Annotated in this window: 20 protein-coding genes; 8 read left to right on the plus strand and 12 right to left on the minus strand. The window is 68.5% G+C overall.

Translation table 11 applies throughout. From position 1 onward, the window contains the following. Positions 1-172: 172 nt before the first annotated feature. Entirely contained in the window at positions 173-523 is a 351-nt protein-coding gene (locus AC1D3B_RS07240; protein ID WP_478189969.1) for a hypothetical protein, read from the minus strand. Between AC1D3B_RS07240 and AC1D3B_RS07245 the strand changes: the two genes are divergently transcribed. Further along, the gene (locus tag AC1D3B_RS07245) at positions 510-944 is read left to right on the plus strand and encodes a hypothetical protein (RefSeq protein ID WP_478189970.1); all 435 of its coding nucleotides are present in this window, start codon (positions 510-512) and stop codon (positions 942-944) included. The genes AC1D3B_RS07240 and AC1D3B_RS07245 overlap by 14 nt on opposite strands. A 7-nt stretch (positions 945-951) precedes the next feature. Here AC1D3B_RS07245 and AC1D3B_RS07250 read toward each other — a convergent pair whose 3' ends face one another. The 8 genes from AC1D3B_RS07250 to AC1D3B_RS07285 form a co-directional block, all read right to left on the minus strand. After that, positions 952-3,024, minus strand: a complete 2,073-nt coding sequence (locus AC1D3B_RS07250; protein ID WP_478189971.1) for a hybrid sensor histidine kinase/response regulator — start codon at positions 3,022-3,024, stop codon at positions 952-954. After that, the gene (locus tag AC1D3B_RS07255) at positions 3,021-3,617 is read right to left on the minus strand and encodes a methyltransferase domain-containing protein (RefSeq protein ID WP_478189972.1); all 597 of its coding nucleotides are present in this window, start codon (positions 3,615-3,617) and stop codon (positions 3,021-3,023) included. The genes AC1D3B_RS07250 and AC1D3B_RS07255 overlap by 4 nt, the downstream gene beginning before the upstream one ends. 17 nt (positions 3,618-3,634) lie before the next feature. Next, positions 3,635-4,393: a PIG-L deacetylase family protein gene (locus AC1D3B_RS07260; RefSeq protein ID WP_478189973.1), complete on the minus strand. Its 759-nt coding sequence runs from the start codon at positions 4,391-4,393 to the stop codon at positions 3,635-3,637. After that, positions 4,381-5,394, minus strand: coding sequence for an acyl-CoA dehydrogenase family protein (locus AC1D3B_RS07265; RefSeq protein ID WP_478189974.1), 1,014 nt, complete (start codon positions 5,392-5,394; stop codon positions 4,381-4,383). Before AC1D3B_RS07265 ends, AC1D3B_RS07260 begins: the two co-directional genes overlap by 13 nt. Before the next feature lie 147 nt (positions 5,395-5,541). Then, positions 5,542-5,994, minus strand: a complete 453-nt coding sequence (locus tag AC1D3B_RS07270; RefSeq protein ID WP_478189975.1) for a guanylate cyclase — start codon at positions 5,992-5,994, stop codon at positions 5,542-5,544. A 12-nt stretch (positions 5,995-6,006) separates the two neighbouring features. Continuing rightward, positions 6,007-6,708, minus strand: a complete 702-nt coding sequence (locus AC1D3B_RS07275) for a glycosyltransferase family 2 protein (RefSeq protein WP_478189976.1) — start codon at positions 6,706-6,708, stop codon at positions 6,007-6,009. A gap of 178 nt (positions 6,709-6,886) precedes the next feature. Further along, a complete protein-coding gene (locus tag AC1D3B_RS07280; RefSeq protein WP_478189977.1) occupies positions 6,887-7,093 on the minus strand; it encodes a DUF3606 domain-containing protein in 207 nt (68 codons plus the stop codon). A gap of 211 nt (positions 7,094-7,304) precedes the next feature. After that, entirely contained in the window at positions 7,305-7,712 is a 408-nt protein-coding gene (locus tag AC1D3B_RS07285; RefSeq protein WP_478189978.1) for a hypothetical protein, read from the minus strand. On the opposite strand from AC1D3B_RS07285, the gene AC1D3B_RS07290 reads away from it, so the two are divergent. Then, positions 7,693-8,298 carry a hypothetical protein gene (locus tag AC1D3B_RS07290; RefSeq protein ID WP_478189979.1) on the plus strand — a complete coding sequence of 202 codons (606 nt, stop codon included), beginning with the start codon at positions 7,693-7,695 and terminating at the stop codon, positions 8,296-8,298. The two genes, AC1D3B_RS07285 and AC1D3B_RS07290, sit on opposite strands and share 20 nt — an antisense overlap. 1 nt (position 8,299) lies before the next feature. On the opposite strand, the gene AC1D3B_RS07295 is transcribed toward AC1D3B_RS07290, so the two are convergent. Continuing rightward, complete coding sequence (locus AC1D3B_RS07295; RefSeq protein WP_478189980.1) at positions 8,300-10,408, minus strand: NAD(+) synthase; 2,109 nt, start codon at positions 10,406-10,408, stop codon at positions 8,300-8,302. A gap of 105 nt (positions 10,409-10,513) precedes the next feature. Here AC1D3B_RS07295 and AC1D3B_RS07300 point away from each other — a divergent pair, with 105 nt between their 5' ends. Then, positions 10,514-10,774, plus strand: coding sequence for a hypothetical protein (locus AC1D3B_RS07300; RefSeq protein ID WP_478189981.1), 261 nt, complete (start codon positions 10,514-10,516; stop codon positions 10,772-10,774). 22 nt (positions 10,775-10,796) lie between these two features. Here the strand turns inward: AC1D3B_RS07300 and AC1D3B_RS07305 are convergent, their stop codons facing one another. Together AC1D3B_RS07305 and AC1D3B_RS07310 are read right to left on the minus strand one after the other, a co-directional pair. Further along, the gene (locus tag AC1D3B_RS07305) at positions 10,797-11,012 is read right to left on the minus strand and encodes a hypothetical protein (RefSeq protein WP_478189982.1); all 216 of its coding nucleotides are present in this window, start codon (positions 11,010-11,012) and stop codon (positions 10,797-10,799) included. A gap of 162 nt (positions 11,013-11,174) precedes the next feature. Then, positions 11,175-11,525 carry a hypothetical protein gene (locus AC1D3B_RS07310; protein WP_478189983.1) on the minus strand — a complete coding sequence of 117 codons (351 nt, stop codon included), beginning with the start codon at positions 11,523-11,525 and terminating at the stop codon, positions 11,175-11,177. Between the two features lie 13 nt (positions 11,526-11,538). On the opposite strand from AC1D3B_RS07310, the gene AC1D3B_RS07315 reads away from it, so the two are divergent. The 5 genes from AC1D3B_RS07315 (at position 11,539) to AC1D3B_RS07335 (ending at position 25,368) form a co-directional block, all read left to right on the plus strand. Next, entirely contained in the window at positions 11,539-11,943 is a 405-nt protein-coding gene (locus tag AC1D3B_RS07315; protein ID WP_478189984.1) for a hypothetical protein, read from the plus strand. 85 nt (positions 11,944-12,028) lie between these two features. Next, on the plus strand, positions 12,029-14,545 hold the full coding sequence (locus tag AC1D3B_RS07320; protein WP_478189985.1) for a hypothetical protein: 2,517 nt from the start codon (positions 12,029-12,031) through the stop codon (positions 14,543-14,545). After that, positions 14,542-18,018, plus strand: a complete 3,477-nt coding sequence (locus AC1D3B_RS07325; protein ID WP_478189986.1) for a DUF6603 domain-containing protein — start codon at positions 14,542-14,544, stop codon at positions 18,016-18,018. The genes AC1D3B_RS07320 and AC1D3B_RS07325 overlap by 4 nt, the downstream gene beginning before the upstream one ends. A gap of 12 nt (positions 18,019-18,030) precedes the next feature. Continuing rightward, positions 18,031-20,835, plus strand: coding sequence for a hypothetical protein (locus AC1D3B_RS07330; RefSeq protein WP_478189987.1), 2,805 nt, complete (start codon positions 18,031-18,033; stop codon positions 20,833-20,835). 9 nt (positions 20,836-20,844) lie between these two features. Beyond that, entirely contained in the window at positions 20,845-25,368 is a 4,524-nt protein-coding gene (locus tag AC1D3B_RS07335) for a hypothetical protein (RefSeq protein WP_478189988.1), read from the plus strand. Positions 25,369-25,371 lie beyond the last annotated feature (3 nt).

Here is a 25,371-nt window from a genome sequence, read left to right on the forward strand (position 1 = left end):
TGGTGGCTTGGGTCACGCAATTTGGTAAGACATGTCGTAGTAATTGGATGCTAAGACAAGTCTTGGTAAATCGCAAGGGGCGGTCACTCTTCGGGTTCCACGCCCCCGCCCTGGACGTTGTCCACCCGCTGCATGTTCTCCAGGATCTTGAGCAGGTAGTGCAGCGTGTGCGTCACAAGGAACAGAAGATCGTCGTCGACTGACCCGGACTCCGCCATGCAAGAGCCATGCGCGCTTCGCGAGCGAGGACGCGCATGAGGGCATGCATGCCTTTCTCGCCAAGCGCAAACCGGTGTTCAGGCACCGCTGACGGCTGCGGCGGCAAGCCCGGCGCTCTGCCGGCGACGCCCGGTAGCGCCACGTGATACTGGTGAACTCCGACGCGGAAAAGTAGCGGTGCGCTGTCTACATTGCGGCGCATGAACTCGCTCACCTCCACCTCTTGCAGTTCCCAGGCGCTCAAGCGCTCCGAAGCGAAACGGCGCTCGTCGGTCTGGGTCCGGATGTGGATGTTGGCGGCCATTGGCGCCATCGCCGCTATCGGCCGGCGGTCCCGCGGTACCGGCGAGGTGGCGGACGTGGCGGATGACCTCGACGAGGAAGACTGGCAGGAAACGGCGCCGATGCCGGACCGGCCCGGCACGGCCGTCGCAAGCCCTGCGCACCGGGACTGGCTCTTCTGGAGCTTCTTCATGTGCATGGCGATCGCGGCGCTTCCGCTGGTGGGCATTCGCTGGACCACCCCGGATGTCGCGTCCATGGATTGCGCCTTCGAGGATGCCGTGCTGCTGGCGCTGCCCGTCATCATTCCGTTGCCGTTCCTCTTCGCGGGATGCGTGGGGTCCCTGGTCTTTCACCGGGTCTCGCGCACGCCGGCGGCATTTGGCATCTTCGGCGTGGCGGTGGCAATCGCCCTTGCGGCGGCGCATGCGCTGCTCGGCTAGGCTCGGGCTAGTGGCCGACCATTTCGCGAACCTTGTTGGCCAGCGCGGCGATCTCGAAAGGCTTGGTCATGACCGCCATTCCTCGTTCGAGATGCCCATTGCCCACGGCCGCGTTCTCCGCATAGCCGGTGATGAAGAGCACCCTCAGGTCCGGCCGCGTGACCCGCGCAGCGTCGGCCACTTGCCGGCCGTTCATCCCGCCCGGCAGGCCCACGTCCGTGATCAGGAGATCGATCCGGGACTGTGACTGCAGGAGTCGCAACGCCCGCGCGCCTTCGTCCGCCTGGATGACGCGGTAGCCGGCCTGTTCGAGGACCTCGGCGATCAGCAGCCTTATGTTCGCCTCGTCCTCGATCACCAGCACCGTTTCGCCGTCCCCGAGCTCGAAAGTCTCCTGCGCGTAGCGGGGCTCGTCCTCGTCCGGTGCGCCGAGATGGCGGGGCAGGTACAGGCACATCGTGGTGCCCGTGCCCAGTTCCGAGTAGATGCGCACCTGCCCGCCGGACTGGCGCACGAAGCCATACACCATCGAGAGGCCCAGTCCGGTCCCTTGGCCGATCGGCTTGGTGGTGAAGAAGGGATCGAAGCAGCGCGCCTTGACTTCGGCAGACATGCCTGCGCCGGTGTCGGTCACGCACAGCGAGACATACTGGCCCGGCGGCAGTTCGCGATCTGCCGCGGCCCGTTCGTCGAGCCACTTGTTGGCCGTCTCGATGGTGAGCCGCCCACCGTCGGGCATCGCATCGCGCGCGTTGATGCACAGGTTCAGCAGGGAGTTCTCCAGCTGAGACGAATCGATGCGCGTCCACCACAGTCCGCCGGCACCGATCACCTCGACCTCCACGGCAGGCCCGACGCTGCGACGAATCATCTCCTCCATGCTGCCGACCAGCCGGTTCACGTCCGTCGGCTTCGGGTCGAGCGTCTGCCGGCGCGAGAAGGCCAGCAGCCGCTGGGTGAGGGCGGCCGCGCGACGCACGGATTCCTGCGCCATGGCGATGTAGCGCTCGGCGTTGTCCGCCTTGCCCTTGGCGAGCCGCGCCTCGAGCACCTGCAGGCTGGCGCTGATCGCGCCGAGCAGGTTGTTGAAATCGTGCGCGATGCCGCCGGTGAGCTGCCCGACGGCTTCCATCTTCTGGGACTGGCGCAGCGCCTCCTGGGCGACCGTCAGTTCGATCTGCGCTTCCTTCTCCGCGCTGATGTCCCGGCCGCTGCAGTAGAACTTGCCGTCCTCGGGCACGCCGGTCCACGACAGCCACCGGTAGGTGCCATCCTTGCAACGGTAGCGGTTGATGAAGTTGAGCGCCGGGATGCCTTCGGTGAGCCGATTGAAGCCGTCGCGTGTCTTGTCGAGGTCGGCGGGGTGAAGCAGGTCGAAGATGGGGATGGTGCGAATCTCCTCTTCGGACCAGCCCAGCACCGCCTGCCAGGCAGGATTGGTTCGCTCGAACAGGCCGTCTCCGTTCAGCACGCCGAGCAGATCGGACGTGAGTTGCCAGAACAGGCTGCGTTCATGCGACCGCTCGACCACCTGGCGCTCCAGGTCGGCATTCAATGCCCGCAGCCGGGCTTCGGCCAGGACCTTGGCCGTGGTCTCGACGACCACGGCCATCACCCCGGCCGGTACGCCCGCATCGTCCAGCAGCGGCGAATAGTCGAGGTTCATCCACGCGGGCTCGGGGCGGCCGTTCCGATTGAGCGTGAGCTCCTGGTCCTGGTAGCTCAGCGTGCCGCCCGCCAGTCCGACCTTCATCACGTTGTCGTTGAAGTCGGCGACCTCGGCCCATCCTTCACGGACGTTGGACCCCAGCAGCCGGGGATGCCGCTCGCCGGCGAAGATCGCGTAGGCGTCGTTGTAGATCATCACGCCCGCTTCCCCCCAGAGCATCACGATCGGCACCACGGACCGCAGCATGAGCGAGGTCGCCGCCTTCATGTATGGCGGCCAGTCCTCGATCGGGCCGACGCCGGTCGTGCGCCAGTCTTGCCGTGCGATCAACTCGCCGAGACGACCGCCGTCCGCGAGAAATGGCAGGAAACGTGCCGTGGCCTCACCTCGCATCTGTGTCGCACCTTTCATCGAATGCCTTCGCGCTGCGCCACCGAGCGACCGTCGCCCGACCATACCTGGAGCCGGAAGTCGTCCTCCTCGTGGTGGACGATCCGCGGCAGGCCGAGCGATGCCAACTGCGAATGCACCGCATCGGTGGCCAGCGCGCGCTCCTTGAAATCCGGTCGCCAGTCGCAAGCCACGAGCGTGCCTTCGGACGCGAGTGAATGTCGACAGCATCCTGCGAGCTCGCGCATGGCGGAGGCATCGAGAAAATAGCCCACCTCGCTCAGCACGATCAGGTCGAAGGGGCCGGCGTCATGCGGCCACTCGTCGGGCAGGCTGTGCTGCTCGATGCGGACGTTGCGCAGTCCACGGGTGCGCGCGCTGGCGATCTCCACTGCGCGCTCCGAGAAATCGGCGGCGAGCACCCAGTCGCAGCGTTTCGACAGCGCCATGGTGAGCTCACCGACGCCGCAGCCAGGCTCGTAGGCATTCAGATAGTGCCGCCGGGGCAGCGCGGCAAGCAGCAGGGTTCGCTTGCGCTCCTCGTACCAGCGCGTCCGCAACTGGTAGGGATCGTCGCTGGCGCCATAGAGATCGGCGAAGTAGGCGTCGTGCATCTCGCGGCTCCGGTGGCTCAGGTGAACATCACTTCGAAAGGCCTTGCCGCGCGCTCCACGGTGGTGGACCGGAGGATCGGCCCGGCGCCCGTAGACGCGTCGGGCTGCAACTGGCTCGTGAAGCACTGCACCGCCTGGCGCTTGCGGCTCACGGCGTCGGTGTCGAGTTCCAGCCGCGATGCGCGATGCCAGGGGATGCGCTCGTCACCCGGCGCAGCCCAGTGCCATGCCCACACCGGTACTTCCACCAGCCGTGCCCCCACGCGCGCCGCTGCAAACGCGCAGGCGTGGCCGGTGGCCTCGTGGTCGGGGTGGCCATCCTGTCGCCAGGTGGTGAAGACTACGTCGGAACGTTCCAGCAGCGGCAGCAGGCGTTCGGCCAGCAGCCAGCGCAGATCCTGCAGGCCGCCGTCCGGCATGCCCAGGCGCACCGGCTCGATGTCGACGCCCAGGCGATGCAAGGCATCGCGGCTCTCCCGTGGGCGCTCCCGTGTCAGGCGATCGGCCGGCCATTCGGCGGATCCGGGATGACTGGCCGTGCCGTCTGTCACGGCGATCACGCAGACCCGCGTCCCGGTTCGGGCAAGGAGCGCGAGCAGGCCGCCCACCGAGAGCACTTCGTCGTCCGGATGCGGCGCCACCACCACGACGCGGCCGCCCTCGGGGACCAGTTGGGCGGGCGTTGCCGCCTGCAAATGCTGCAGGCCGGGCCAGGCGTTCCAGTCCGACTCCGACGTTCCTTGCCCGCGGATCGGGCGATCGGTCACAGCTTCCATGGCGGGGCTCCTCCATCCACGACCTGTTGGCCGAGTGCCGCGAGGTCGCGCTCGGCGTGGCTCTGCCGCAGGTACACCGGCAGGTCGGCCATGGCGCGCGCGAATCGCGGGTTGCGGCACAGCGGGCCCGCGCCGACCGCGCGCCCGGCGTGGTGCATGACCTCATTGGCCGCATGCTCGACGGCAAGCCGCGCCCGCATGGCAGCACATCGGGCGTCGTCCTTCGGATGGGCGTCGATCCACGCGGCGGTTTCGCGCAGCATCGCGGCTGCCGCGGTCAGCGCCACGTCGATGGCGCCCAGGTGGGCCAGCCGATGGGCATCGGGTGCGTTGCCGCTCGATCGTCGTGTCGTGCGCGCGATGCCGAGCGCCCCGCCGAACCAGCAGGCCGCGATGCCGGCGCCCCCTTGCCAGAAGCCGGGCCTGTCGACGTAGTCGCCGGGCCGGCCGATCTGCAAGGCATCGGCATGCTCGAATCGCACATCCACGCTGCCGCTCGCCGCCATGCCGACCGCGTGCCAGCCGTTGCCGGTCACCGTGACGCGGGGAGGCTCGATGGTCACGGCGGCCAGACAAGGTTCGCCACCGGCATTCCAGCAACTCACGACGGCATGAGTCACCGTCGCGGCGCCCGAGCACCATGCCTTGGTGCCGTTCAGGCGGACGCAGGAGGTCGGGCGATCGGCGTCCAGCGCGTGCATGGCCAATCGCGCGTCGGGTGGTTCCGCGCACCAGGTGCCCCAGCGCGTGCCCGGAAGTGCGGCAGGCGCACCAAGCTCCTCGAGGATCGCGAGCGCATCCGTATGGCCCTCGAACAGCTTGACCAGCGAAAGGTCGAGTGCCGCCACCTCCGCCAGCATCTGCCATCGCTCCAGCGTTCGCCCGGATCCCGGCTGTGGGAGACGGTCGAGGCCGGCCTCGATCAGATGTGCGAGTGCGAGGCCCGTTCCGTGCTGCTGCTCGAGTCGAGCCAGGACGTCGTCGATGACGGGAGCGAGCATGCGGACGTGCGGTGTGGTCGATGGGCCGGGTCAGAAAGCCCCTGGACGGTAGGCGAAACGGCGAGGGACCCTCGTCAGCGCAAGGCGCCCACACGTGTAGGAAGGGCAGGGGTTGCGCCGCTCTTGCTGCGGTGCATCAGGCGGGAGTCAGGGCTCGACGAGGAGTCGGGCCAGCAATGGGGCCGCACCCTTCAGCAGTTCGAATTCCTCGTCGGGCAGCGGCAGGGACGCCGCGTCGAAATGGCTGAGCGTGCCCCAGATGGCGCCGGCGGCATCCAGGATCGGGACGCTGTGGTACGAGAGGACGATGCTCGGGTAAGAGTAGCCCTGCAGCCTCGCATCGGCCGCGGAATTGTCCGTGCGGAACTGCCCATCGCGGACCACGAACTGGCAGTAGCTGCTGTCGAAAGGAATCGCCGCCAGGTACTCCGGCCGCAGCCGTCCCGTCTTGTCGTGCAGCAGCACGTTCTTCAGCGTGAGTCCCGCGAGCCGATACACGGCGCTGTAGCGGTGGGCGACGCCTTCATTGAGGAAGGCGAGGCCGCTGGACGGACCTTCGGTGTCCAGGATGGATGAAAGCGTGTCCAGTGTGCGAACCAAGCCCATGCGCCATTATGGGCTCGCCAAGGCGGGCAGCGCTCCCGGATTCAGGTGCTGCACCACAGCATTGAGGAGGGCGTCCGCGAAGCCGCCGCGCGCCCTCGCTTCGCGCCGGGCGCTCGTTATCACGCGGGGCTTTGCGCTCCATGCGATCTTCGCGCCGGAGACTTCGAGCGCCCGCACGAAGTCGACGTCCTCGTCGCAACCGAGGTGTCGGAAGCCGCCCGCGCGGCGGTAGGCGAGCGCCGAAACGCCCAGGTTGGCGCCGTGCACGTGGCGGTGTCCATCGTTGTCCTGGTAGGTCTCCAGGAAGTGCCGGCGCAGGAGATCGGCATGGATTCCGTGGGGCGACCAGTCTTCCACGCCGACCGTGCCGCAGACGGCGTCCGCGTCCAGCGACAGCTGATCCGCCAGCCAGCACTGCGAAACCAGCGTATCGGCATCGGTGAACGCCAGCCATCGCGCACTGCGCGCGAGCAGGACCTCGGCGCCGACGGCGCGGGCGACGCCGACGTTGCGGGCTCGCACGCTGATGGTGATGGCGCCCGAGCGGGCGGCGATGAGGCCCGTGGCGTCCGTGCAGCCGTCGAGGACGACGATGGTCTCGACCGCTTCGCCGACGAGCGCCGGATGCGTGCCGGCGCGGCGCGCGGCCTCCACGCATGAGGCGATCGTGTCCTGCTCGTTGTGTGCCGGAATGACGATGCCAAGCATGAGGAGCGTTCGGTGGTGTGGGCCATATTGGGGTTTCGGCAAAGGTAGGGTGCCCGACGGGCGGAGCGCGTCGGCCGCAACATGAACGGCGCGTAGGGCGCCGCCGAGGATTTCGAAGTGGTTGTCTTAAGACATTGCGCACGCGGCCGGGCGCGTGGCAAGAAAGCGAAGAGAGCTTCTATCGGCCGGCCGGAGGCTGCGACTGCTCGCGCGAGGCCAACTGCTCACGCAGGGCAGTCACATGGGATCCGACCTTCGCGAGCGCGTCGCGCAATGCCGCTTCGCTGCAATGGAAGTGCGCGCACCAGTACTGGAACTCGACGGGGTCCTGGGCGTTGACGCGGCCCGGATCCAGAGGCTTGAAGTGGCTCAGATCGACTGACATGGCGCTCTCCTTGCGGTCCGCAACCAGAACTTATAGAGCGCCGGCCCTCCGCGGACAAGCGCAAGACGTCGAGATCGGCAACCCCACGTAACACTGGCTTCATAGAGGAGGCGTAACCTTCGGACCAGACAGTCTGCCGGCGCTGGTAGAGGTCGCTTCGGCACCCACCCGTCAAGAGTGGTTCCTCGATGCCGGCGGCTGTCCTCGCTCCCTAGCTGGATTGGGAGGCGGCTTGGCGGGTGCCTGATCCCCGCGCCACAAGCAGGCACACGCTTTCGGCCGTTGCGGCATGGGCCGTGGTTTCCGCATTGATGCCGGTCTGATAGTCCGTTAGGCTCGCCGCAACCGACATGACCAAGTTCTGCGAGTCCTGCCACACACCCAACGTAGACCGCGCAAGGTACTGCCGCGGTTGTGCGGGCCGGTTCTCGGGCATCCGCACCGCGGCCACCACGTTCAGGTCGACGGTGCCTGACTGGAAGAGCGAGCGCCCGTCGCTGCGGGCGACGATGCCGGCGGACGACATCCTGGCCGTGCGGCGCAGCACCGTCGTCCGGGAGCAACCGGATCGAGCCCTGCCGGCCCCCAATGCACCTGTCATGCTGTCGATGGTCGTCATCGTGGCCTTGAGCGCTGCGTTCGTGGCCTGGTACTGGAACCGCGCCCCGGATCGCACCCACCCTTCTGCCCCCATGGCATCTGCCCAGGCCGCCGAGCCGGTCGAGTCCCGGCACGAGTCGGCAATGCCGGCGCTGCCACCGGTCGCGAAACGGGCCGACCCGGCGCCCGAGACCGAACCGCTTCGCAAGCAGGAAGCGAGGACCGGATTGCCGGCTGAGACGCTGCTGCCGATCCCTGCCCCGGCCGAGGCGCGAGTCGCAAGCATTGCCCTTCCGCAGGACCCGCCCCCGGTCGAAGCTTCACCGACGGCGGCTGCACAACAACACAATGAAGTCGCTTCTTCGCCGCCCCCGAAGAGCAAGGTCGCGCGCCAAGCGACACGAAAACCCGCGCCAGGCCGCCCGGCGCCGAACGCCATCTCCGTTGCGGAAGTCCGCCCTGTGGAAGTCCCGCGGTTCGACAGCATGCCACTGCCGCGCTTGAGTGCGCAGTCTCAAGCCGCAGCCGGACCCGCGGTAGGCAGCATGACCCGGTGCGATCGCCTCAACCCGTTCGGCGAAGCGCTCTGCATGGACCCGCGCTGAATCACCGGGACAGGGGTCGATCGCCGCCGGTCACTTCATCCGGAATGCCTTCCAGGTCGGCAAGCCACACCACGGCTTCCGAATCGCTCGGCGCGCGCCAGTCGCCGCGTGGCGAGAGCGATCCGCCGGAGCCCACCTTCGGCGCGTTCGGCACGCAGGAGCGCTTGAACTGGCTGGTCTTGAAGAAGCGATGCAGGAAGGTCCCGAGGTGCTTGCGGATCTGGGCGAGCGAGTAGGCGTTGCGTTCGGCCTGCAGATCGTCCGGCCAGCGTCCCTTGTCGCGGTCGTGCCATGCCGTGTACGCCAGGAACGCCACCTTGCTCGGCGCGAAGCCATAGCGCAGCGTGTAGTAGAGGTGGAAGTCCTGGAGCTCGTAGGGCCCGACGAAGTCCTCCGTCCGCTGTCCCGGCTGTTGAGCGGCATCGCCCGCTGCGCCGGCGTCGTTCGGCACCAGTTCCGGGCTCACCTCGGTGTCCAGGATCGCCTCCAGCACGGTGCTGCCCGCCGGGCCGATCTGGCCGTTCTGCGCAACCCAGCGCACCAGGTGCTTGATGAGCGTCTTGGGCACGCTCGCATTCACGTTGTAGTGCGACATGTGGTCGCCGACGCCGTAGGTGCACCAGCCGAGCGCCAACTCGCTGAGGTCGCCCGTGCCCACCACGATCGCCCCGTGGAAATTGGCGAGCCTGAACAGGTGGCTGGTCCGCTCACCGGCCTGCACGTTCTCGAAGGTGATGTCGTACTGCGGCACCCCCTCGGCGAAGGGATGTCCGAGATCGACCAGCATCTGGTGACAGCTCGGCCGGATGTCGATCTCGCGCGCGGTGCAACCGATGGCCTCCATGAGCTGATGGGCCTGGTCCTTCGTCCGGTCGGTGGTGGCGTATCCGGGCATCGTGAATCCGAGGATGTTGGCGCGGGGCAGGCCGAGGCGGTCCATCGCCTGCGCGCACACGAGCAGCGCATGGGTCGAGTCGAGCCCGCCCGATACACCGATCACCAGCTTTTTGATCCCCGCGGCCTCCAGCCGCTGCACCAGCGACTGGACCTGGATGTTGAAGACCTCCATGCAACGTTCGTCACGATGGCGTGCGTCCGCCGGCACATAGGGAAATCGCTCCACATTCCGAAGCAGCGCAGGTGACGGTGCCGGGCGCGGCGGCATGCAGTCGAAGGCCACCGTGCGCCAGCCGGACAGGGCCTGCTTGTGCCGCTGCACCGAAACACCGAAGGAGTTCTGGCGCATGCGCTCGCGCGAGAGCCGCTCGAGATCGACATCCGACATGATCACGTGCGACCGGTTGCTGAAGCGCTCGCTCTCGGCCAGCATCTCGCCGCTCTCGTAGATCAGGGCCTGGCCGTCCCAGGCCAAGTCGGTGGTCGATTCCCCGATGCCCGCCGACGAATAGAGATACGCCGCGAGACAGCGCGCCGAGTGCAGGCTGACCAGCCGGTGCCGGTATTCGGACTTGCCGATCGTGATGTTCGAGGCGGAGAGATTGACCAGCACCGTGGCCCCCGCCAGCGCGGCGTAGCTCGACGGCGGGATCGGTACCCACACGTCCTCGCAGATTTCGACGTGCAGCTTCAGCAAGGGCAGCTGTCGTGCCGCCACGATCACATCGGTGCCGAAAGGCACACGCTGGCCGCACAGCTCGATTTCGGTCGACAGGGCGCTGTCGGCGGCGCTGAACTGCCGGCCTTCGTAGAACTCGCCGTAGTTGGGCAGATAGGCCTTCGGCCACACGGCGAGGACCCTGCCGCCGCTCACGGCCGCGGCGCAGTTGAAGAGGCGGTGATCCACGCGCAGCGGCAGCCCCACGATCGCGAGCGCCCCGAGCTCCCTCGAAGCGGCGACCACGGTGGCGAGCGCGTCTTCGCAGGCATCGAGCAGCGCCGCCTGGTGGAACAGGTCGTCGCAGGTGTAGGCCGACAACCCCAGTTCCGGAAACGCGACGACCAACGCACCTTGCGCGCTGGCCTCGCGGTAGAGCGCGACGGTTTCATTGGCGTTGAAGACCGGATCGGCGACGCGGTTGCGGGGCACCGCGACGGCGACGCGCGCGAAACCATGGGTCGAGGGGTCGAGAAACTCAGTGAGGCTGGTCATTCGGTCATCCTACCGGGATGCGGGCGTCAGGCTTGCGGGTTGGTTGCCTACAACGCGACTGTGTCCTCTCGTCCCAGAATGTTTCCTTTGGGAACTGGAGGCATCGTGGACACGCAAGACAAATCCTGGCTCGCAGCGCTCGAGGAAGCGGACGCCATCCGGCCGGACCTGCCCGGCGAGCATCTCATCGTGCTGGGCGTCGGCCTGTTGCTGCTCATGGCGACGGGGCGCAGCCGCACGCTGATCGGCAAGGCGTTGATCGGCGCCGCGGCCGGCGCGTTCATCGGGCGCGCGGCAAGCGGCACGGGCGGACTGACTTGCCTCGCGGCCAAGGTCGACAAATTGCTCACGCGCTACAGGCTCTAGGCGCCCCGCGGCGGCGACCGGCTCAATATGCGCGCTTTGCGGGCTCGCGCGGCTCGTTGCGCTGCGCGCGCTTCGCAGGCTTGCGAGGGCCGAGGTCCGCGAGCAGCGCCTGCGGCTCGGCCGCGGGCGCGGCCGGCGGTTCCAGAACGGCGCTCATGCCCTTGGAGAATTCACGGCACGAACGGTCGAACTCGGCAAGCGCCTGGAGGTATTCGCGCCGGGCCGATTTGGCGCTCATGGGCAACACCGTGTGCGGAAGGCAACTGTCCTGTGACTGAAAACGACAACGACCTGAGTCTTTGTCTTACAAGTCCGTGGATCAGGGCCAAGGACAAGGGTACACAATTTGAAAATCTCCTTCTCAACGTTGGAGCAATGGGATGAAGTTCTGCGAAGCGTGTCACACGGCGAACAAGGACCGTGCCAGATACTGCTGCGGTTGTAAAGGCAAGTTCTCGGGGGTGCGCTTCGCGGCCAACACCACAGAGTCCGCCTTCGCGGATTCGCGCGAGCTCCTTTCCACCCCGCCTGTACCGACCAGAACGTTGAGCCGAGCGAGCGAGGGCCGCGCTCGGCGCTCGGGCAGCCGCAAGGGGCTGTGGCTGGTGTTCCTGCTGTTGTTGCTGGGCGCGTTCACGTACTGGTATTCGAGCCCGCGCCAGATTTTCATCGACTGGTCGAAGGCGGGGGACTCGGTGTCGTCCTTTGCCTCGTCGGTCTCTTCTTCGGTTTCCTCTTCGGTTTCTTCCACCTTCGATTCGACCGTGTCTTCCCTGCGGCAGTCCTCCAAGCCGGAAGCGGTCGCCATCGTCGAAACGCCGGCACAGCCGGCGGTCGCAGCGGCAAGCCAGCAGCCCGTGCCCGTGCCCGCAACCGCGCCCGTTTCGCGGCGCCGCAGTGATGAGGGTGCCCCGAGGCAGAAGGGCGGCACGAAGGCCAGCGAGACGGCGAGCGCGTTGGAGACCGAGCGCGGGACTGTGCGCGCTGTGCCGGTCGAGCGCCTCGAAGTCCAGCCGTCGGACGCGATGAGTGCGGCGCTTCACGACCCGGCGCCATCGATCCCCGAAGCGCAGACGGTCACCGTCTCCGAGCCGGCGAGCGAGGTCGCAGAGCCGAGGCAGCGAGCGTGTTCGGAAACGCTCGCGGCACTGGCCCTGTGCCCGAAATGACGAGCCCCAGGTCGCTTACTTCGTTCGGCGTATAGGCCGTCGGCGGAGTTGAGTTTCGCCTTCGGGAGGCCGACGATGGCGCCCCATGGCCTGGCAGTCGCTCGCCAACACCCTTTCCACGTTGCCGCGCGTGCTCGCCGGGCCGGTGCTGCGAAAGGTCGCACCGCGCAGCGTCAGCGTCTGGCTCGCGATGCGCACCGGAGGCGACGTCTCGCTCACGGTGCTCGACGCGCTCGACAAGTCCCTGGCCTTTGGCCATCGCCACACCTTCGCCGTCGGCACGCAACTCCACCTCGTGTGCGTGACCGCGCATCCGGACGCTGGCCAGGGCGACCTGGTGGAGGGCATCGTCTACCGCTACAAGCTTGAATTCGCCTTCGACGACGGCCAGGGCATGGACCTGGCCGCGGCCACCAGCACGCAATTCTTGCCAGGTGCCTTCTGCTACGTGCCCTTCGGCCTGCCCAGCTTCTGTCTGCCGCCTGCGTCGATCGACGACCTGCGCCTGCTGTGCGGCTCGTGCCGCATCCCGCACGGCAACGGCAGGGATTGCTTTTCGATTGGCGACAAGCTGATCGCGCAGGCGTCGTCCAACCCGCTGGCACGGCCGCACCAGTTGCTGCTCACGGGTGACCAGATCTACGCGGACGACGTCTCTGCTTCGATGCTCATGGTCATCTCCGACGCCGCGCATGTGCTGCTTGGCTGGAAGGAGGAGATTCCGTTCGACGACCAGGGCGGCAAGGCCACCGTGGACAAACTGTTGCCCTACCTGCGCCGCGACCCGCTGGAGGCGGCCGGCTTTACTTCGGAGGACCTCGACGGGCAGCTCCTGTCACTTGGCGAATACCTGTGCATGTACATGATGGTCTGGTCCGACGTGCTGTGGCCCGTCGACATGCCGGGCTTCAACGATGTGGCCAAGGCCACGGAAGGGGTCCTCGGGGATCCGATCGCGCTGGGCCACTGGCTCGGGCAGCGCGCGAAGAAAGGCCAGGACTTCGGCGTGGCCAAGGAGGTCACCCGGCTCACGCTGTTCCGCCACGACCTCCAGGACGTGCGCCGGATGCTGGCCAACATCCCGAGCTACATGATCTGCGACGACCATGAAGTGACCGACGACTGGAACATGACGCGCGACACCTGCAGGTCGCTGTACGGCCATCCGCTCGGCCTGCGCGTGTCGCAGAACGCGCTGGTCGCCTATGCGCTGTGCCAGCACTGGGGCAACGTGCCGGAGGTGTTCGAGGGTGGCGGCCCGGGAAGGGCCTTGCTCGACCTGCTCGACGGCACCGCCACCGCAGCCGACTACGAAGCGAAATCGCCCGCATTGCGCACCCTGGTGGCCGTGCACGACGAGGCCACGCTCGCGACGCGGCCGGCCAATGCCGTGTTCCACGACGCGGACTCGCTGATCTACAACTTCACGGTGGAGGGGCCGGGACACCAGATCATCTTCACCGACTCGCGCTCGTGGCGCTCCTTCCCGACCGGCAGCGTGGGCGGCGGCGTGCTGATGCCCGTCGAACAACTGACCCAGCAGATCGTGAACACGCCGCCGGCCGGCGACCGCATCGTGATCGTGGTGATGACGACCAATGCGCCGGCGGTGGAGCCGATTCGCTCGGCCGCCCGCCACGACGCAGTGGCCAACTTCTTCGAGCACTATCCCGATGTCTACGAGGCGTGGGAGTTGCCGTCGATCCATTTCGACCGATTGATGGCGAGCCTGACCAATAAGTTGCCCCTGGTCGACGGCCAACGGACCGGGGCACTAGCGATGATTTCCGGCGACGTGCATTTCAGCTTTGCGACCCGGTTGCTCTACAAGGCGACGACACGCCTGGAGGACGCGCAGCCCCAGCCCGTCAAGGCGGTGATCGCGCAACTGGTGGCGAGCTCGTTCCGCAAGGAGACCGGGAACACGCTCGGCTTCCATCGCGACGGCTACGCCTATGCGCCCAATCCCATCGCGTGGCTGCTGATCCCGAAGACGACGCCGCAAGGCTATGTCGGCTGGAACATCGGAGTTGGCTCCGAGAAGGTCGTGGGCCAGCGCGGCCTGGCCGGCAGCCCCTTCGTGCCGCTCTTCACCCTGAAGCTCGACCAGCCGACGCTGGCGGTCGAGCCGGACGGCTTCTTTCTCGGCACCGCGATCGATCCACAGACACCGCCGGACTACAGCTACCGGCTCGACTACCTGACGCCGCCCGAAGTCACCGTGCCCGTGGACACCACGCCGATCCCGACGCTGCCCGACGGAAGCTCGCCCGACCAGCGCAAGATGGCCGCCGAGGCATTGCGCCTAGCGGCCACGAAATACCGCATGTACAACGCTGGCGGCGACGTGAACAAGGTCATCGGCACCAACAACTTCTGCGAGATCACCTTCGACTGGCACCCGACCAATGCGAGCCTGCGCCGGCTGCACCACATCGTGCGCTGGCGGAAGGCGAGGGCCAAACCCGAGGGCGAGGACGAAGCCGCGGACGAGAACATCGAGCTCCTGCTCGCCGAACTTCAGCTCAGCGAATACGTCGTGAGCCTCGATCCCGACGATCCCAAGTTCCCAGAGTTCGTGCCTCGGGCCATGACGTCATGAGCGCATCTCTCTTCGAATCGCTCTCTCGCGGCCTCGGTGGGCTGCTCGCGCCCATCGTCATGGTGGTCGAGGAGCCGGCCTGGCTCCCGCGCCTGTTCGCCGAACTCGGCGTGCCTCCGGACGCGAGCAACAACGCGCTGCTCCAGGCGCTCACCGCGGTGGCGGAACTCAAGGACCGCATCGAAGCGCTGGGCGCGCAGGAGGAGCCTTCGTTCGAGAGTATCGCCGCCGTGCTCGACGCCGCCGCCAATGCCTTCGAAGCCCTGCGCCGGCTCGAGCAACAAGGCCCGCTCGCTGCGCTCGATGGCCTGGGCCGGGAACTGGTCAACCTGCTGGTGATGGCCTTTCTCGAAAGCCGCATCCCCGCCGCACGGCCGGCAGCGGCGCTGCTGACCCTGCTCGAACCTGCGGAAGAACGCCGGGGCAATGCACCGCTGGTGCAGGGCGGCCGACTCGTCCGCGACACCTACCGCCTCGACGACTGGCATCTCGACCGCCTGCCCGCACTGCTGAAGGACCCGCTTGGCATGCTGCGCGCCGAGTACGGCAATGCGATGCAGACGGCAGCCGATGCGCAGGCCATGGCCGACAAGCTCTTCCCGCGCCTGCTGCGCCTGTTGCGCGCGCTGGGCGTCTCGTGCCGCTACGGCTTCGATCCTGAGGACGCTGCCGCCCTCGGCGATGCCGGTCCGCTGATGGCGCACGCGCTGATCGTGTACGTCGACGATCCGCTCTACGGCGCGGCAGCCGAATCAGGCGTCGTGCTGTCGTTGTCGGCGGCGGAGCAGGGCGATCTCGGCCTTGTCATCAGCCCCTTCGGCACCATCGCCGTGCAAGGCGTCGCCGGTCCCTGGCAGATCGCGGCCAATCTCACGGCGGGCATCGATGTCGTCGCCTGGGGCCGCCACGGCGTGACCTTGCTCGCGAGCCCGGGAACCATCGAGGCGAAGGGCAGCGCTTCCGCCAAGCTCGCGACGATCGATGCGCTGCCGGCCTACGTGATCGGCAAGCCCGACGGTGCGCGCATCGAGGTGGGCGGTGCAAGGCTCGGCCTGGACGTCACGCTGTCGGAATCGCACGCATCCCTGGCGGTCTCGGCGGACGTGACGAAGGCGCTGCTGGTCATCTCGGCCGGCGATGGCGATGGCTTCCTCGGCGCGATCCTGCCCGCCGGAGGGCTTCAAGCGAAGGGCGATCTCGGCCTCGCCTGGTCCAGCGACAAGGGCCTGACCTTGCGCGGCAGTGCGGCGCTCGAAGCCTCGGTGCCGGTCGGCTTGTCCTTCGGCGGCGTGACGCTCTCAGCCCTGACGCTGGCGATTCGACCTCAGGATGCCGACGTCGCGATGGAAGTGTCGGCCAGCGTGTCGGCATCCATCGGCCCCCTGACAGCCGTGCTGGATCGCATCGGCATTTCCGGCTTGCTGAGCTTCCCGGCCAATGGCGGCAACCTCGGCGTTGCGAAACTCGACCTCGGCTTCAAGCCGCCGAGTGGCGTCGGCCTGTCGGTGGAGGCGAGCGGCGTGCTCACCGGAGGCGGCTTCCTGTTCCACGACGATGCGCAAAAGGTCTACGCAGGCGTGATGCAGCTCTCGCTGCACGAGACCATCACGCTCAAGGCCTTCGGGCTGATCGCCACGCAGATGCCCGACGGCCGGCCGGGCTTCTCGATGATCATCTTCATCACTGCCGAGGACTTTCGCCCGATCCCGCTGGGCATGGGCTTCACGCTGCAGGGCATCGGCGGCATGGTGGCTATCAACCGCACTTTCGACCAGGACGTGCTGCGGGCCGGCCTGAAGAACGACACGCTCGGCACGCTGCTGTTCCCGCGCGATCCGGTGGCCAATGCGCCGGCCATCATCCGTTCGCTGGCCAGCGCCTTCCCGGCCCTGCGTGGCAGCTACCTGCTCGGCATCCTGGCGCGTATCGGTTGGGCCACGCCCACGCTGGTGCTGCTGGACCTGGCGCTGATCCTGCAGTTCGGGGCGCGCTCGCGCCTGCTGGTGCTGGGCCGCATCAGTTCGATGCTGCCTTCGCGCGACAACGACCTCGTGCGGCTGAACCTCGATGCGATGGGCGTGCTCGACTTCGACGAGGGCACCGCATCCATCGATGCGGTGCTCGTCGATTCGCGCCTCGTGCACAAGTTCGCGCTGACCGGCGCGATGGCGTTGCGGGCGCGATGGACCTCGGGCCCGGGCGCCGGCTTCGTGCTCGCGGTCGGGGGCCTGAACCCGCGCTTCGCGCCGCCGGCCAACTTGCCCAAGCTCGATCGCATCGCCATCGCGCTGTGCTCGGGCGACAACCCGCGCATCACCTGCGAGGCCTACTTCGCGATCACTTCCAACACCTTGCAGTTCGGCGCGCGGGCGCAATTGCACGCGGCCGCCTACGGCTTCAGCGTGGACGGGGACATCGGCTACGACGTGCTGATCCAACTCGTGCCGCTGCACTTCCTGGCGGACTTCCATGCATCGGTCCAGCTCAAGCGCGGTTCCAGCAACCTCTTCAAGGTGTCGCTGGAAGGCGAACTCGAAGGCCCACGGCCGCTACGCGTGAGCGGCAAGGCATCCTTCGAGATCCTGTGGTGCGACTTCTCGGTGCGCTTCGACAAGACCCTGATCGACGGCGAGAAGCCGCCGCTGCCACCGGCGGTAGATGTGGTGGCCGAACTGAAGAAGGCGCTCACCACGCCGCAGAGCTGGACCACGCTCGGCCCGGCGCATGCGAGCCATGGCGTGGCATTGCGCAAGCTCGCGGCGACGGGCGGGGGAAGCGCCATCGTGCTCGATCCTCTCGGACGGCTGGTCGTGAAGCAGCAGGTCGTGCCCCTGAACACCTCGCGGGACGTCGATTCCTTCGGCGGCGCACCAGTGGCGGGGGCGAAGCGCTTCGTCGTCAAGGCGTCGCTGAATTCGCAGCCGCAGGACACGGATGCGGTCGCGGTGCGGGACCAGTTCGCTCCGGCCCAGTTCTTCAACATGAGCGACGACGAGAAGCTCGCCGGCCCATCCTTCGAGGAGATGGATGCGGGGCTGGTCTTCGGCAGCGAGGCGGTGAGCTTCGACGCGACGCAGGTCGTCGGCGCGCCGCTGAAATACGAGCCGATCGTGATCGACGACATGGCGGCGCCGCCGAAGCCGCCCGCGCCGCCGTTCCTCATGAGCTTCGCGCAGTTGCGCTTTCACAGCCGCACCGGCGCGGCGGCGCGCGCGCCGGTGCGCGCCGTCGGTCTGGCGCGTTTCCGCCGTGGCGATGAAGTCGACGAGGAGGCGCCGGCACAGGCTGTGCAAGCCGTGCAGATCGAGGCGCCGCGATGGGTCATCGTTCCGCTGGCCGACGGCGCACCCGCAGCGGTCGACGCGACGCTCCAGACCTGGAGCGAGTATCGGGCCGCGCTGGGCACGCTCAACCGTGGCGGCGCGCGGTGGCAGGTGGTGCCGCTGCACGAGTTGCAGGACGCGCAGGCCTGAAGGGGACGATCCATGCCGACCTCCGACGACTCCCACGCCAACCTGAGCTTCCTGCCCTGGGTGCGTCAGGGCGCGGCCGCGAGCATCACCACGCCGGATTCACTCGGGGCGGGGCAGAGCGCGGTGGCCGACGTGTCCGCCGTGCTGTCGGTCAACGGCAGTGCAGCGCCGCCGGTGACGGTGCGCCTGCGAGGCCCGGCCGACGTGGTCGGCATCGATGCGAACCAGGTCGTGCGGCGCGATCCGCACCCGGGCAGCATCGATTTCGAGCCCAACTACTTCGCGGGCATCGAGTTCGACCGGGCCGACTTCCCGTGGCTCTTCACGCCGGCCCGCGCCGACACGACGGGCAAATTGCGCCCCTGGCTCTGCCTGGTCGTCGTGCGCAAGCAGGACGGGGTGTCGCTGGGCCCGACGGTCGATGCGCCATGCACCACGCTGCAGATCGCCGCACCCGCGAGTGTCGCGTCCGAACTGCCGAATCTCGTCGACAGCTGGGCCTGGGCGCATGCGCAGGCGACGGCGAGCGATGCGGGGCAGGTCGGCCATGCGCTGGCCGGGTCGCCGGCCCTGTCGCTGTCGCGCCTGCTGTGCCCGCGAATTCTTGCGGCCGACACCGAGTACATCGCCTGCGTCGTGCCCACCTTCGAGCTGGGGCGCAAGGCCGGGCTGGGCCTGCCGATCGCGGACGCCGATCTCGTTGCGGCCAACGCGCTCGCGCCCGCCTGGACGCCGACGCAGAAGTTGCCTTTCCTGCTGCCGGTCTACCTGCACTGGGAATTCCGCACCGGTCCGGGCGGTGATTTCGAATCGCTGGTGCGCCGCCTCAAGCCGCAGCCCGTGCCCGAAGGCCTGGGGCGTCGTCCGATCGACATCGGCCGGCCCGGGTTCGAACTGCCGGCGGACTTCCCGCAGCCCACCGCGCTCGGCCTCGAAGGCGCGCTGCAGCCGATGGAGGCACCCGACACGCCGGCGCCGTGGGCAGAGGCAACGGCGGCGCCTTTCCAGACCGCACTGGCCGCGATCATCAACACGCCGGGCCTGAGCGAAGTGGCCGACCCGGATGCCGATCCGCTCCTCGCGCCGCCCATCTACGGCCGCTGGCATGCGGCGCGTGCAACCGTGGCGCGAGGCGTTCCCAAATGGCTGGACCAGGTCAATCTCGATCCGCGCTCGCGCACGGTCGCTGCCTTCGGCACACGCGTGATCCAGGAGCACCAGGAGGCGCTGATGGCGGCAGCCTGGGAGCAGGCGGCGGACCTTCAGCGCGCCAACCAGCGGATGCGGCAGATGCAACTCAGCCTCGCCGTCGGCACGAGCCTGCATGCGCGGCACTTCGCGAACCTCGGCGCGGAGACCCTGATTCGCGTCGGCGCACCGGCCTTCGCGCGCATACGCACGATCGCGACGGGCGAGACCTCGCCACGCACGCTGGTTGCGCGCATGGCCGACAAGGCGCTGCCCATCGCGGCCACCAGCCCGGCGATGCGCCGCATCGGGCGAGAGCGCGGCCCCTTCACGCGGCGCATCGCCGCACAGGGGCTGACGCGCTCCACCACCCAGATGTGGGTCGCGAAGCTCAATCTGGGCCTGAGCTTCTCCACGCCGCCCGCGACCGACCAGGCCACGATCGATGCCGTGCGCAGCCGGGTGACCAACGTGTCGATCCGTCCGTACCGCGACGTCGCGCAGACGCTCATCGACGGGCTGGTCGGCCGTCCGAACTTCCAGGTCATGGCCGAAGGTGCGCCGCTGAACGTGCCCAGCATCACGGTGATGATCGTGCTGCCCGACAGCCCGACGGCGCATGCCTTCCGACTCGCCGCGAGCGAGCACCTGGGCCGCATCAACCCCGGCCGCTTCAAGATCCTGCGCGGTCCGCCGATCGCGTTGGACGTGGGCGAGTTCAAGAAGACGGTGCTGGCACAGACCGAGCCACGCCAGACCTTGGTGGCGCTGGCGCGTGCAGTGGTCGCGGTCGGTACCGGCGCAGTGCCGCCGGTCGACACGCCCGCGAGCGCCGCGGCGGGCATCGACACCATCATGGCCGCTCCCAGCTACAGCCAGCCGATGTACGAGCCGCTGAGGGACCTGTCGCAGGAACTGCTCCTGCCCGGACTGCAGGACGTGTTGCCGGACAGCGTGATCGGCCTCAAGACGAACCGCCGCTTCGTCGAGGCCTACATGGTCGGACTCAATGTGGAGATGGCTCGCGAGTTGCTGTGGCGCGGATTTCCGACGGACCAGCGCGGTACCTGCTTCGACCAGTTCTGGGATGTGCGCGGCACCCCGAAGCCGCGCCCCGATATCGGGCCTCTGCACCTCTGGGCCGATCGCCCGCTGGCCGATCCCGGCACCGCGCCGGCGCGCGAGCAGTTCGTGATGCTGATGCGCAGCGCATTGCTCCGGCGCTATCCGAACGCCATCATCTTCGCCGTCCCGGCCGTGGTCGATGCGAATGGCGTGCGTTCGCCGAGCGAGGACGCCACGATCGAAGTGCCGCCAGCCTTCAATGGAACGATGCAGCCGGATGTGTCCTTCTTCGGCTTCGACTTCAGCGCCGACCAGGCCACCGGCGCCGACGGTGGCCACGGCTACTACATCGTCATCCAGGAGCACCCGACGGAGCCGCGCTTCGGGCTCGACGAAGACACGCCGACCGGCGGCGCCAGCCATCTGGGTGTCGCCGGCGGCCCGCCCACGGACCTGCCGCTGGACGACCTGCAATGGGGTCGCAACGGCGCGCACATGGCCGGCATCGTGCGGCAGCTGCCGGTGCGCATCGCCATCCATGCCTCGCAACTCGTCAAGCATTGAGCAGGCACCATGGCCACCATCACCGGCATCTCCACCGCGGCGTTCTTCAGGAGCAACCTGAAGCTCGCCGCCGTAGCCCAGCCGCAGTTGCCGCCGCTGATGGGCAATACGCTGTGCCCGAGCGACAGACCGCTCGCGCTGCTGCCCGTGCGGCTGGAGACGCGCTTCTTCGCGCAGCCCGATGGCAGCAGCGAACTGCGGGTGCGCATCTATCCCGACAGGATCCATCTCGACTCGCATGAACCCGAACTGCTTCCGGGCGAGCAGGCGTGGGGCATGCACTACTGGGAACAGGACTGGCGCGCTGGGCCGGATTCAACCGCGCGTGCAGATGCGTGGCGGCAACTGGCGGACCGCTTCGGCGCTGCGCGCGCTGCGTGGATCGCGCGTGCCCTGGAGCCTCTCAATGCGGCGCAGCGGCCGAACGCGGCCGTGCCGGCCACCGAGCCTTTGCCCGAGGCACCGCAGTGGCCTGCGATCCAGGTCGTCGACGATGGCAAGGATGCCGCGTGGCGGCGCGCACCGCTGGCCCGGCTCCTGCCGGATCGCTGGATCGCCATCGTGCAGGCGGGCGGCCGTCCGGTGATCGCCGTCGGCGGCAGCGACATTCGCCGACCGCTCGCGACAGGGCCCGATCCGCAGGCACCGGCGGCGCAGGTCCCGAACGACCAGATCGCTGTCGACGAAGGCATGCGCTGGATGATTGATTTCGACGAAGCCGAGAAAGCCGGCATGGGCTTGCGCATCGCCATCCCCGCGCCGCTGCTGACGGCCGGGCTCGACAGCCTGTTCGTGCTCGGCACCGCGTCGACGGATGCGGCGGACACCGCTGCGCAACTGGCTTCGCTGCTCGACGCCCATCACTACACGGACGGCGTCGAGTTCCTGCGCACCGGCACGCCGACCAACAACACGGCCGATCGCCGGGCGGGGTACGACTCGACCGATGCCGGCCGCATGCAGAGCTTCGCCAGCGAAGTCGCCTTCGATCCTTCGACGCTCGACGCGGCATCGAACGCGGTGCGGCTCGGCCTCGCCCTGGGCCTGCCCGCCGGGCGCACCGCCCCCGTGCTGGGGCGGCTGCCGCTGGCGGACGGAAGGCCGGACATCGCGATGCGCGCCATGAACAACGCGTTGTGGCCCGCCGGCTGGGGCTACTTCCTGAGCAACCTGGCGGGCCCCGACGGCAGCGGCCTGACGCCGGAGCACATCGCATGGGCGCGCAGTCATTTTCTCGACCACGTGCGCAGCGCCGGGCCTTACGCCAGCCTGCGTTGCGGGCGCCAGCCCTACGGCATCCTGCCGGTGACCTCGCTCGACGCCTGGCGTCCGCGCGCGGGCGAAGAGGACGCGTCGGCACGCGACGCCTGGCTGCAGAAGCTGCTGCTGCAACTGCGCGATGGCGCGTGGCGCCCGCAACTGGGCGACGCCGCGCGCGTCGGTCGCCGGCAGCCGCCCGATCCCGATGGCGACCTCGCGGACGTGATGCGCACCGATGCCGTTTCCAGCACCTATGGCACGCGTGCGGTGCTCGGGCGCCATTACCTGCAGCATCTTCGTGCCTTCCTCGGTGAAGACCTGCAGGGCAGCGGTTTCATCGGCGCGCAGGACGCCATCGCGACCGGACTGCTGCAACGGCTCGGCCTTCCGTGGCGCCCCAGGCTCGCGCGGGCTGCCTATGCGGACCTCGACTACGCCGTGACCGTGCCTATGGTTCAGGCCGGCGAGATATCGCCGTGGCAGAAGCTCGAACCCGACTACATCGCCGCGCTGCTGGCCCAGCCCACGATCGAAGCGCTGATCGCGATGCGGCCGGACCCCGCCGACCCCGGCAGCACCGCAAGCCTGCTGAAGATCCTGCTGCGCCACGCGCTGCTGCGCGAGCTGGCACAGGCCACGGCGATGATCGCGGCCGGCCTGCCCGGCAACGACCTCGCCACCTTGCTGCGCGACCCGGAGCTGGTCGATCTGGTGACCGGGGCGCCACCCACGCTCACCTGGAAGCGCCAGCTCGACCTGCAGGTCCCCGCCGTGACCGGCGACCGCACGATCCGCCAGTTCATCGAAGGCGCGACGAGCTTCGAGCTGCCCGCACTCGCATCGCTCGGTGCCTTCCGCGACAGCCTCTCCCGCCTGCGGACGCTGGACAGCGAGGCGCTCCAGTTGCTGATGCAGGGGACGCTGGACCTCTCGTCGCATCGGTTGGACGCGTGGGTCACTTCGTTCGCGAGCAAGCGTCTCTCCGCGATGCGCGCCGAAGCGCCGCAAGGGATCTATGCCGGCGGCTATGGCTGGGTCGAGAACCTGCGGCCGGCCGCTTCTGCTGTGCCACTCACGCCACCGGCGGGCGAGCCGGGGCCGCTCTTCGCATCACCGGACGACAGCGGCTTCATCCATGCGCCGTCGATGACCCACGCCGCCGCCGCGGCGCTGCTGCGCAATGCACACCTCGGCGCGACGGGTTTGCCGCAGGAGGAGGGGCCCTTCGCCATCAACCTCACGTCACGCCGCGTGCGCGAGGCGACCCAGCTGCTGGATGGCGTACGCCAGGGCCAACCGCTCGGTGCATTGCTCGGCTACCGCTTCGAGCGCAACCTGCACGAGCTGTCGCTCGACCGCTTCATCGCACCGTTGCGCGACTTCGCGCCCTTGGTCGCCGGCAAGCTGGAGCCGAAGACGCAGCCGGTGGAAGTCATCGCGGCGAACAACGTCGTCGACGGCCTCGTCCTGCACAGCCGCTGGCGCACGGATGGACGGCCGATCAATGCGCTGCTGCTACAGGCGGGCGCCAGCGATGACGAACTGAAGAAGATGGTGCAGGAGCTCAACGCCCTCGGCGACGCCATCGACGGGCTGGGCGACGCTTTGACCGCGGAGGCCGCCTACCAGATGGCGCGCGGCAACACCTCGCGAATCGCCAGCACGCTGGCCGCCATCGCACACGGCGATGCACCCGCGCCCGAACTGGAGGTCGCGCGCATGCCGCGCAGCGGCGTCGCGCTCACGCACCGGCTCCTGCTGCTGTGGAGCGGCGAGGCGACGGCGACCCCCAGCTGGGCAGCAGCGTCGACCTCGGCACGCGCCGCCGCCGAGCCGATGCTCAATGCCTGGGCCGCGAAGCTCATGGGTGATCCGCGCAAGGTGCGCTGCACGATCGAGCGCATCGACGACACGAGCGGCGCCGTGGCCGAGACACGCGCGCTGCGGCTGAGCGACCTTCAACTGGTACCGCTCGACGTGGTGTACGGCGTGGAGGAGATTTCCGGTCCGCGCCTGGCAGACACGTCGCCGGATGACATCGAGCAGCGCGTGCTGTACCTCGCGAGGAACCAGCAGGGCGGCTTCGCCGTGCAGGCAAGCCTGCGCATCCAGCATGCGCGACCCGCCGATCTCGCGGCCGGGGAGCTGACGTTGCTGGACGTGCTGGAGCAGGCGCGCGCAGCTCGCCGCCTGTTTTCGAACGCGCGCGGCGCGGATGCCGAAGACCTCAATCCGCCGGAACGCGCGAGCGCCGGGACGCTCGACCTCGCCGAACTGGAAGCTCGCGCCGTCAAGGCCGAGAACGCGCTCAACGCCGCCTGCAAGGCGCTCGACTCGCTGGTGACGAAGGGCACTGCGAGTATCGCCGACGCCTTGCGTTCGGCGATGCTCAAGCTCGGCAGCTTCGGACTCGCGCCATCCGTGCCCGCCATCGCGGCGGGCGACGATGCGCCGACGCGCGATGCGTTGCTGCAGCAGGCGGCCGCCTTGCTCAAGCAGGGCAAGCCGCGCCTGGAGCAGGGTGCGACCCTGCGTGCAGTGGCGGTATCGACCGAGCCGCGCGTGCGGCGCGACCAGTTGAGCGAGCGCATGCGGGCCGTGTTCGGATCGGCTTTCGTGGTGCTGCCGCGCTTCTCCTGCGATGGCGCCGCCGCCGCCGAGCTGGGCGCAGCGCTGGCGGCCACCACGCTCACGCAAGGCGGCGACCCGCTCGCCGCGCACACCTGGCTGACGCGAAGCGCGCGGGTGCGCGATCCGGCGGCGCGCCTGGCCGCCTGCCTGCGCGGCGCCGAGGTGTTGAACACCGGCGAGCGCCCGAACCTGGGCGTGGCGCAACTGCCTTTCGTGAATGGCGAGCGCTGGGTGGGCCTGCCTTGCGGGCCGGACGCCGAGCTGCCCTCGGGCAAGCTCTCGCTGGTGCTCCAGATGCCGGCCGGCTTCGACGCCGCGCAGCCGCTGTGCGGCCTCGCTGTCGACGAATGGATCGAGGTCGTTCCGAGCCGCCGCGAGACCACGGCGATCACCTTCCAGTACAACCCGCCGGATGCATGCGCACCCCAGGGGGTGCTGCTCGCATTGCCGCCCGTGCCCGAACAGGCATGGACGATCGCCAGCCTGCATCGCGTGCTGGCCGAGACGCTGGACCTGGCCAAGCTGCGTGCCATCGATCCCGAGGCGCTGACCGGTACGGCCCAGTACCTGCCGGCGCTCTATCTCGCCTTCAACGCGAAGGACGACGTCGTGTCGACCGACGCCGCGGCCTTGGCACGCTAGGCC

The organism is Variovorax sp. P5_A3 (assembly GCF_056400665.1).

Coding starts and splice junctions, on each gene's coding strand:
- AC1D3B_RS07335 (WP_478189988.1), top strand. CDS start 20,845: ATGGCCACCATCACCGGCATCTCCACCGCGGCGTTCTTCAGGAGCAAC.
- AC1D3B_RS07250 (WP_478189971.1), bottom strand. CDS start 3,024: ATGAAAGGTGCGACACAGATGCGAGGTGAGGCCACGGCACGTTTCCTG.
- AC1D3B_RS07245 (WP_478189970.1), top strand. CDS start 510: ATGTTGGCGGCCATTGGCGCCATCGCCGCTATCGGCCGGCGGTCCCGC.
- AC1D3B_RS07280 (WP_478189977.1), bottom strand. CDS start 7,093: ATGTCAGTCGATCTGAGCCACTTCAAGCCTCTGGATCCGGGCCGCGTC.
- AC1D3B_RS07295 (WP_478189980.1), bottom strand. CDS start 10,408: ATGACCAGCCTCACTGAGTTTCTCGACCCCTCGACCCATGGTTTCGCG.
- AC1D3B_RS07320 (WP_478189985.1), top strand. CDS start 12,029: ATGGCCTGGCAGTCGCTCGCCAACACCCTTTCCACGTTGCCGCGCGTG.
- AC1D3B_RS07290 (WP_478189979.1), top strand. CDS start 7,693: ATGCTGTCGATGGTCGTCATCGTGGCCTTGAGCGCTGCGTTCGTGGCC.
- AC1D3B_RS07305 (WP_478189982.1), bottom strand. CDS start 11,012: ATGAGCGCCAAATCGGCCCGGCGCGAATACCTCCAGGCGCTTGCCGAG.
- AC1D3B_RS07275 (WP_478189976.1), bottom strand. CDS start 6,708: ATGCTTGGCATCGTCATTCCGGCACACAACGAGCAGGACACGATCGCC.
- AC1D3B_RS07330 (WP_478189987.1), top strand. CDS start 18,031: ATGCCGACCTCCGACGACTCCCACGCCAACCTGAGCTTCCTGCCCTGG.
- AC1D3B_RS07255 (WP_478189972.1), bottom strand. CDS start 3,617: ATGCACGACGCCTACTTCGCCGATCTCTATGGCGCCAGCGACGATCCC.
- AC1D3B_RS07240 (WP_478189969.1), bottom strand. CDS start 523: ATGGCCGCCAACATCCACATCCGGACCCAGACCGACGAGCGCCGTTTC.
- AC1D3B_RS07265 (WP_478189974.1), bottom strand. CDS start 5,394: ATGCTCGCTCCCGTCATCGACGACGTCCTGGCTCGACTCGAGCAGCAG.
- AC1D3B_RS07285 (WP_478189978.1), bottom strand. CDS start 7,712: ATGACGACCATCGACAGCATGACAGGTGCATTGGGGGCCGGCAGGGCT.
- AC1D3B_RS07260 (WP_478189973.1), bottom strand. CDS start 4,393: ATGGAAGCTGTGACCGATCGCCCGATCCGCGGGCAAGGAACGTCGGAG.
- AC1D3B_RS07325 (WP_478189986.1), top strand. CDS start 14,542: ATGAGCGCATCTCTCTTCGAATCGCTCTCTCGCGGCCTCGGTGGGCTG.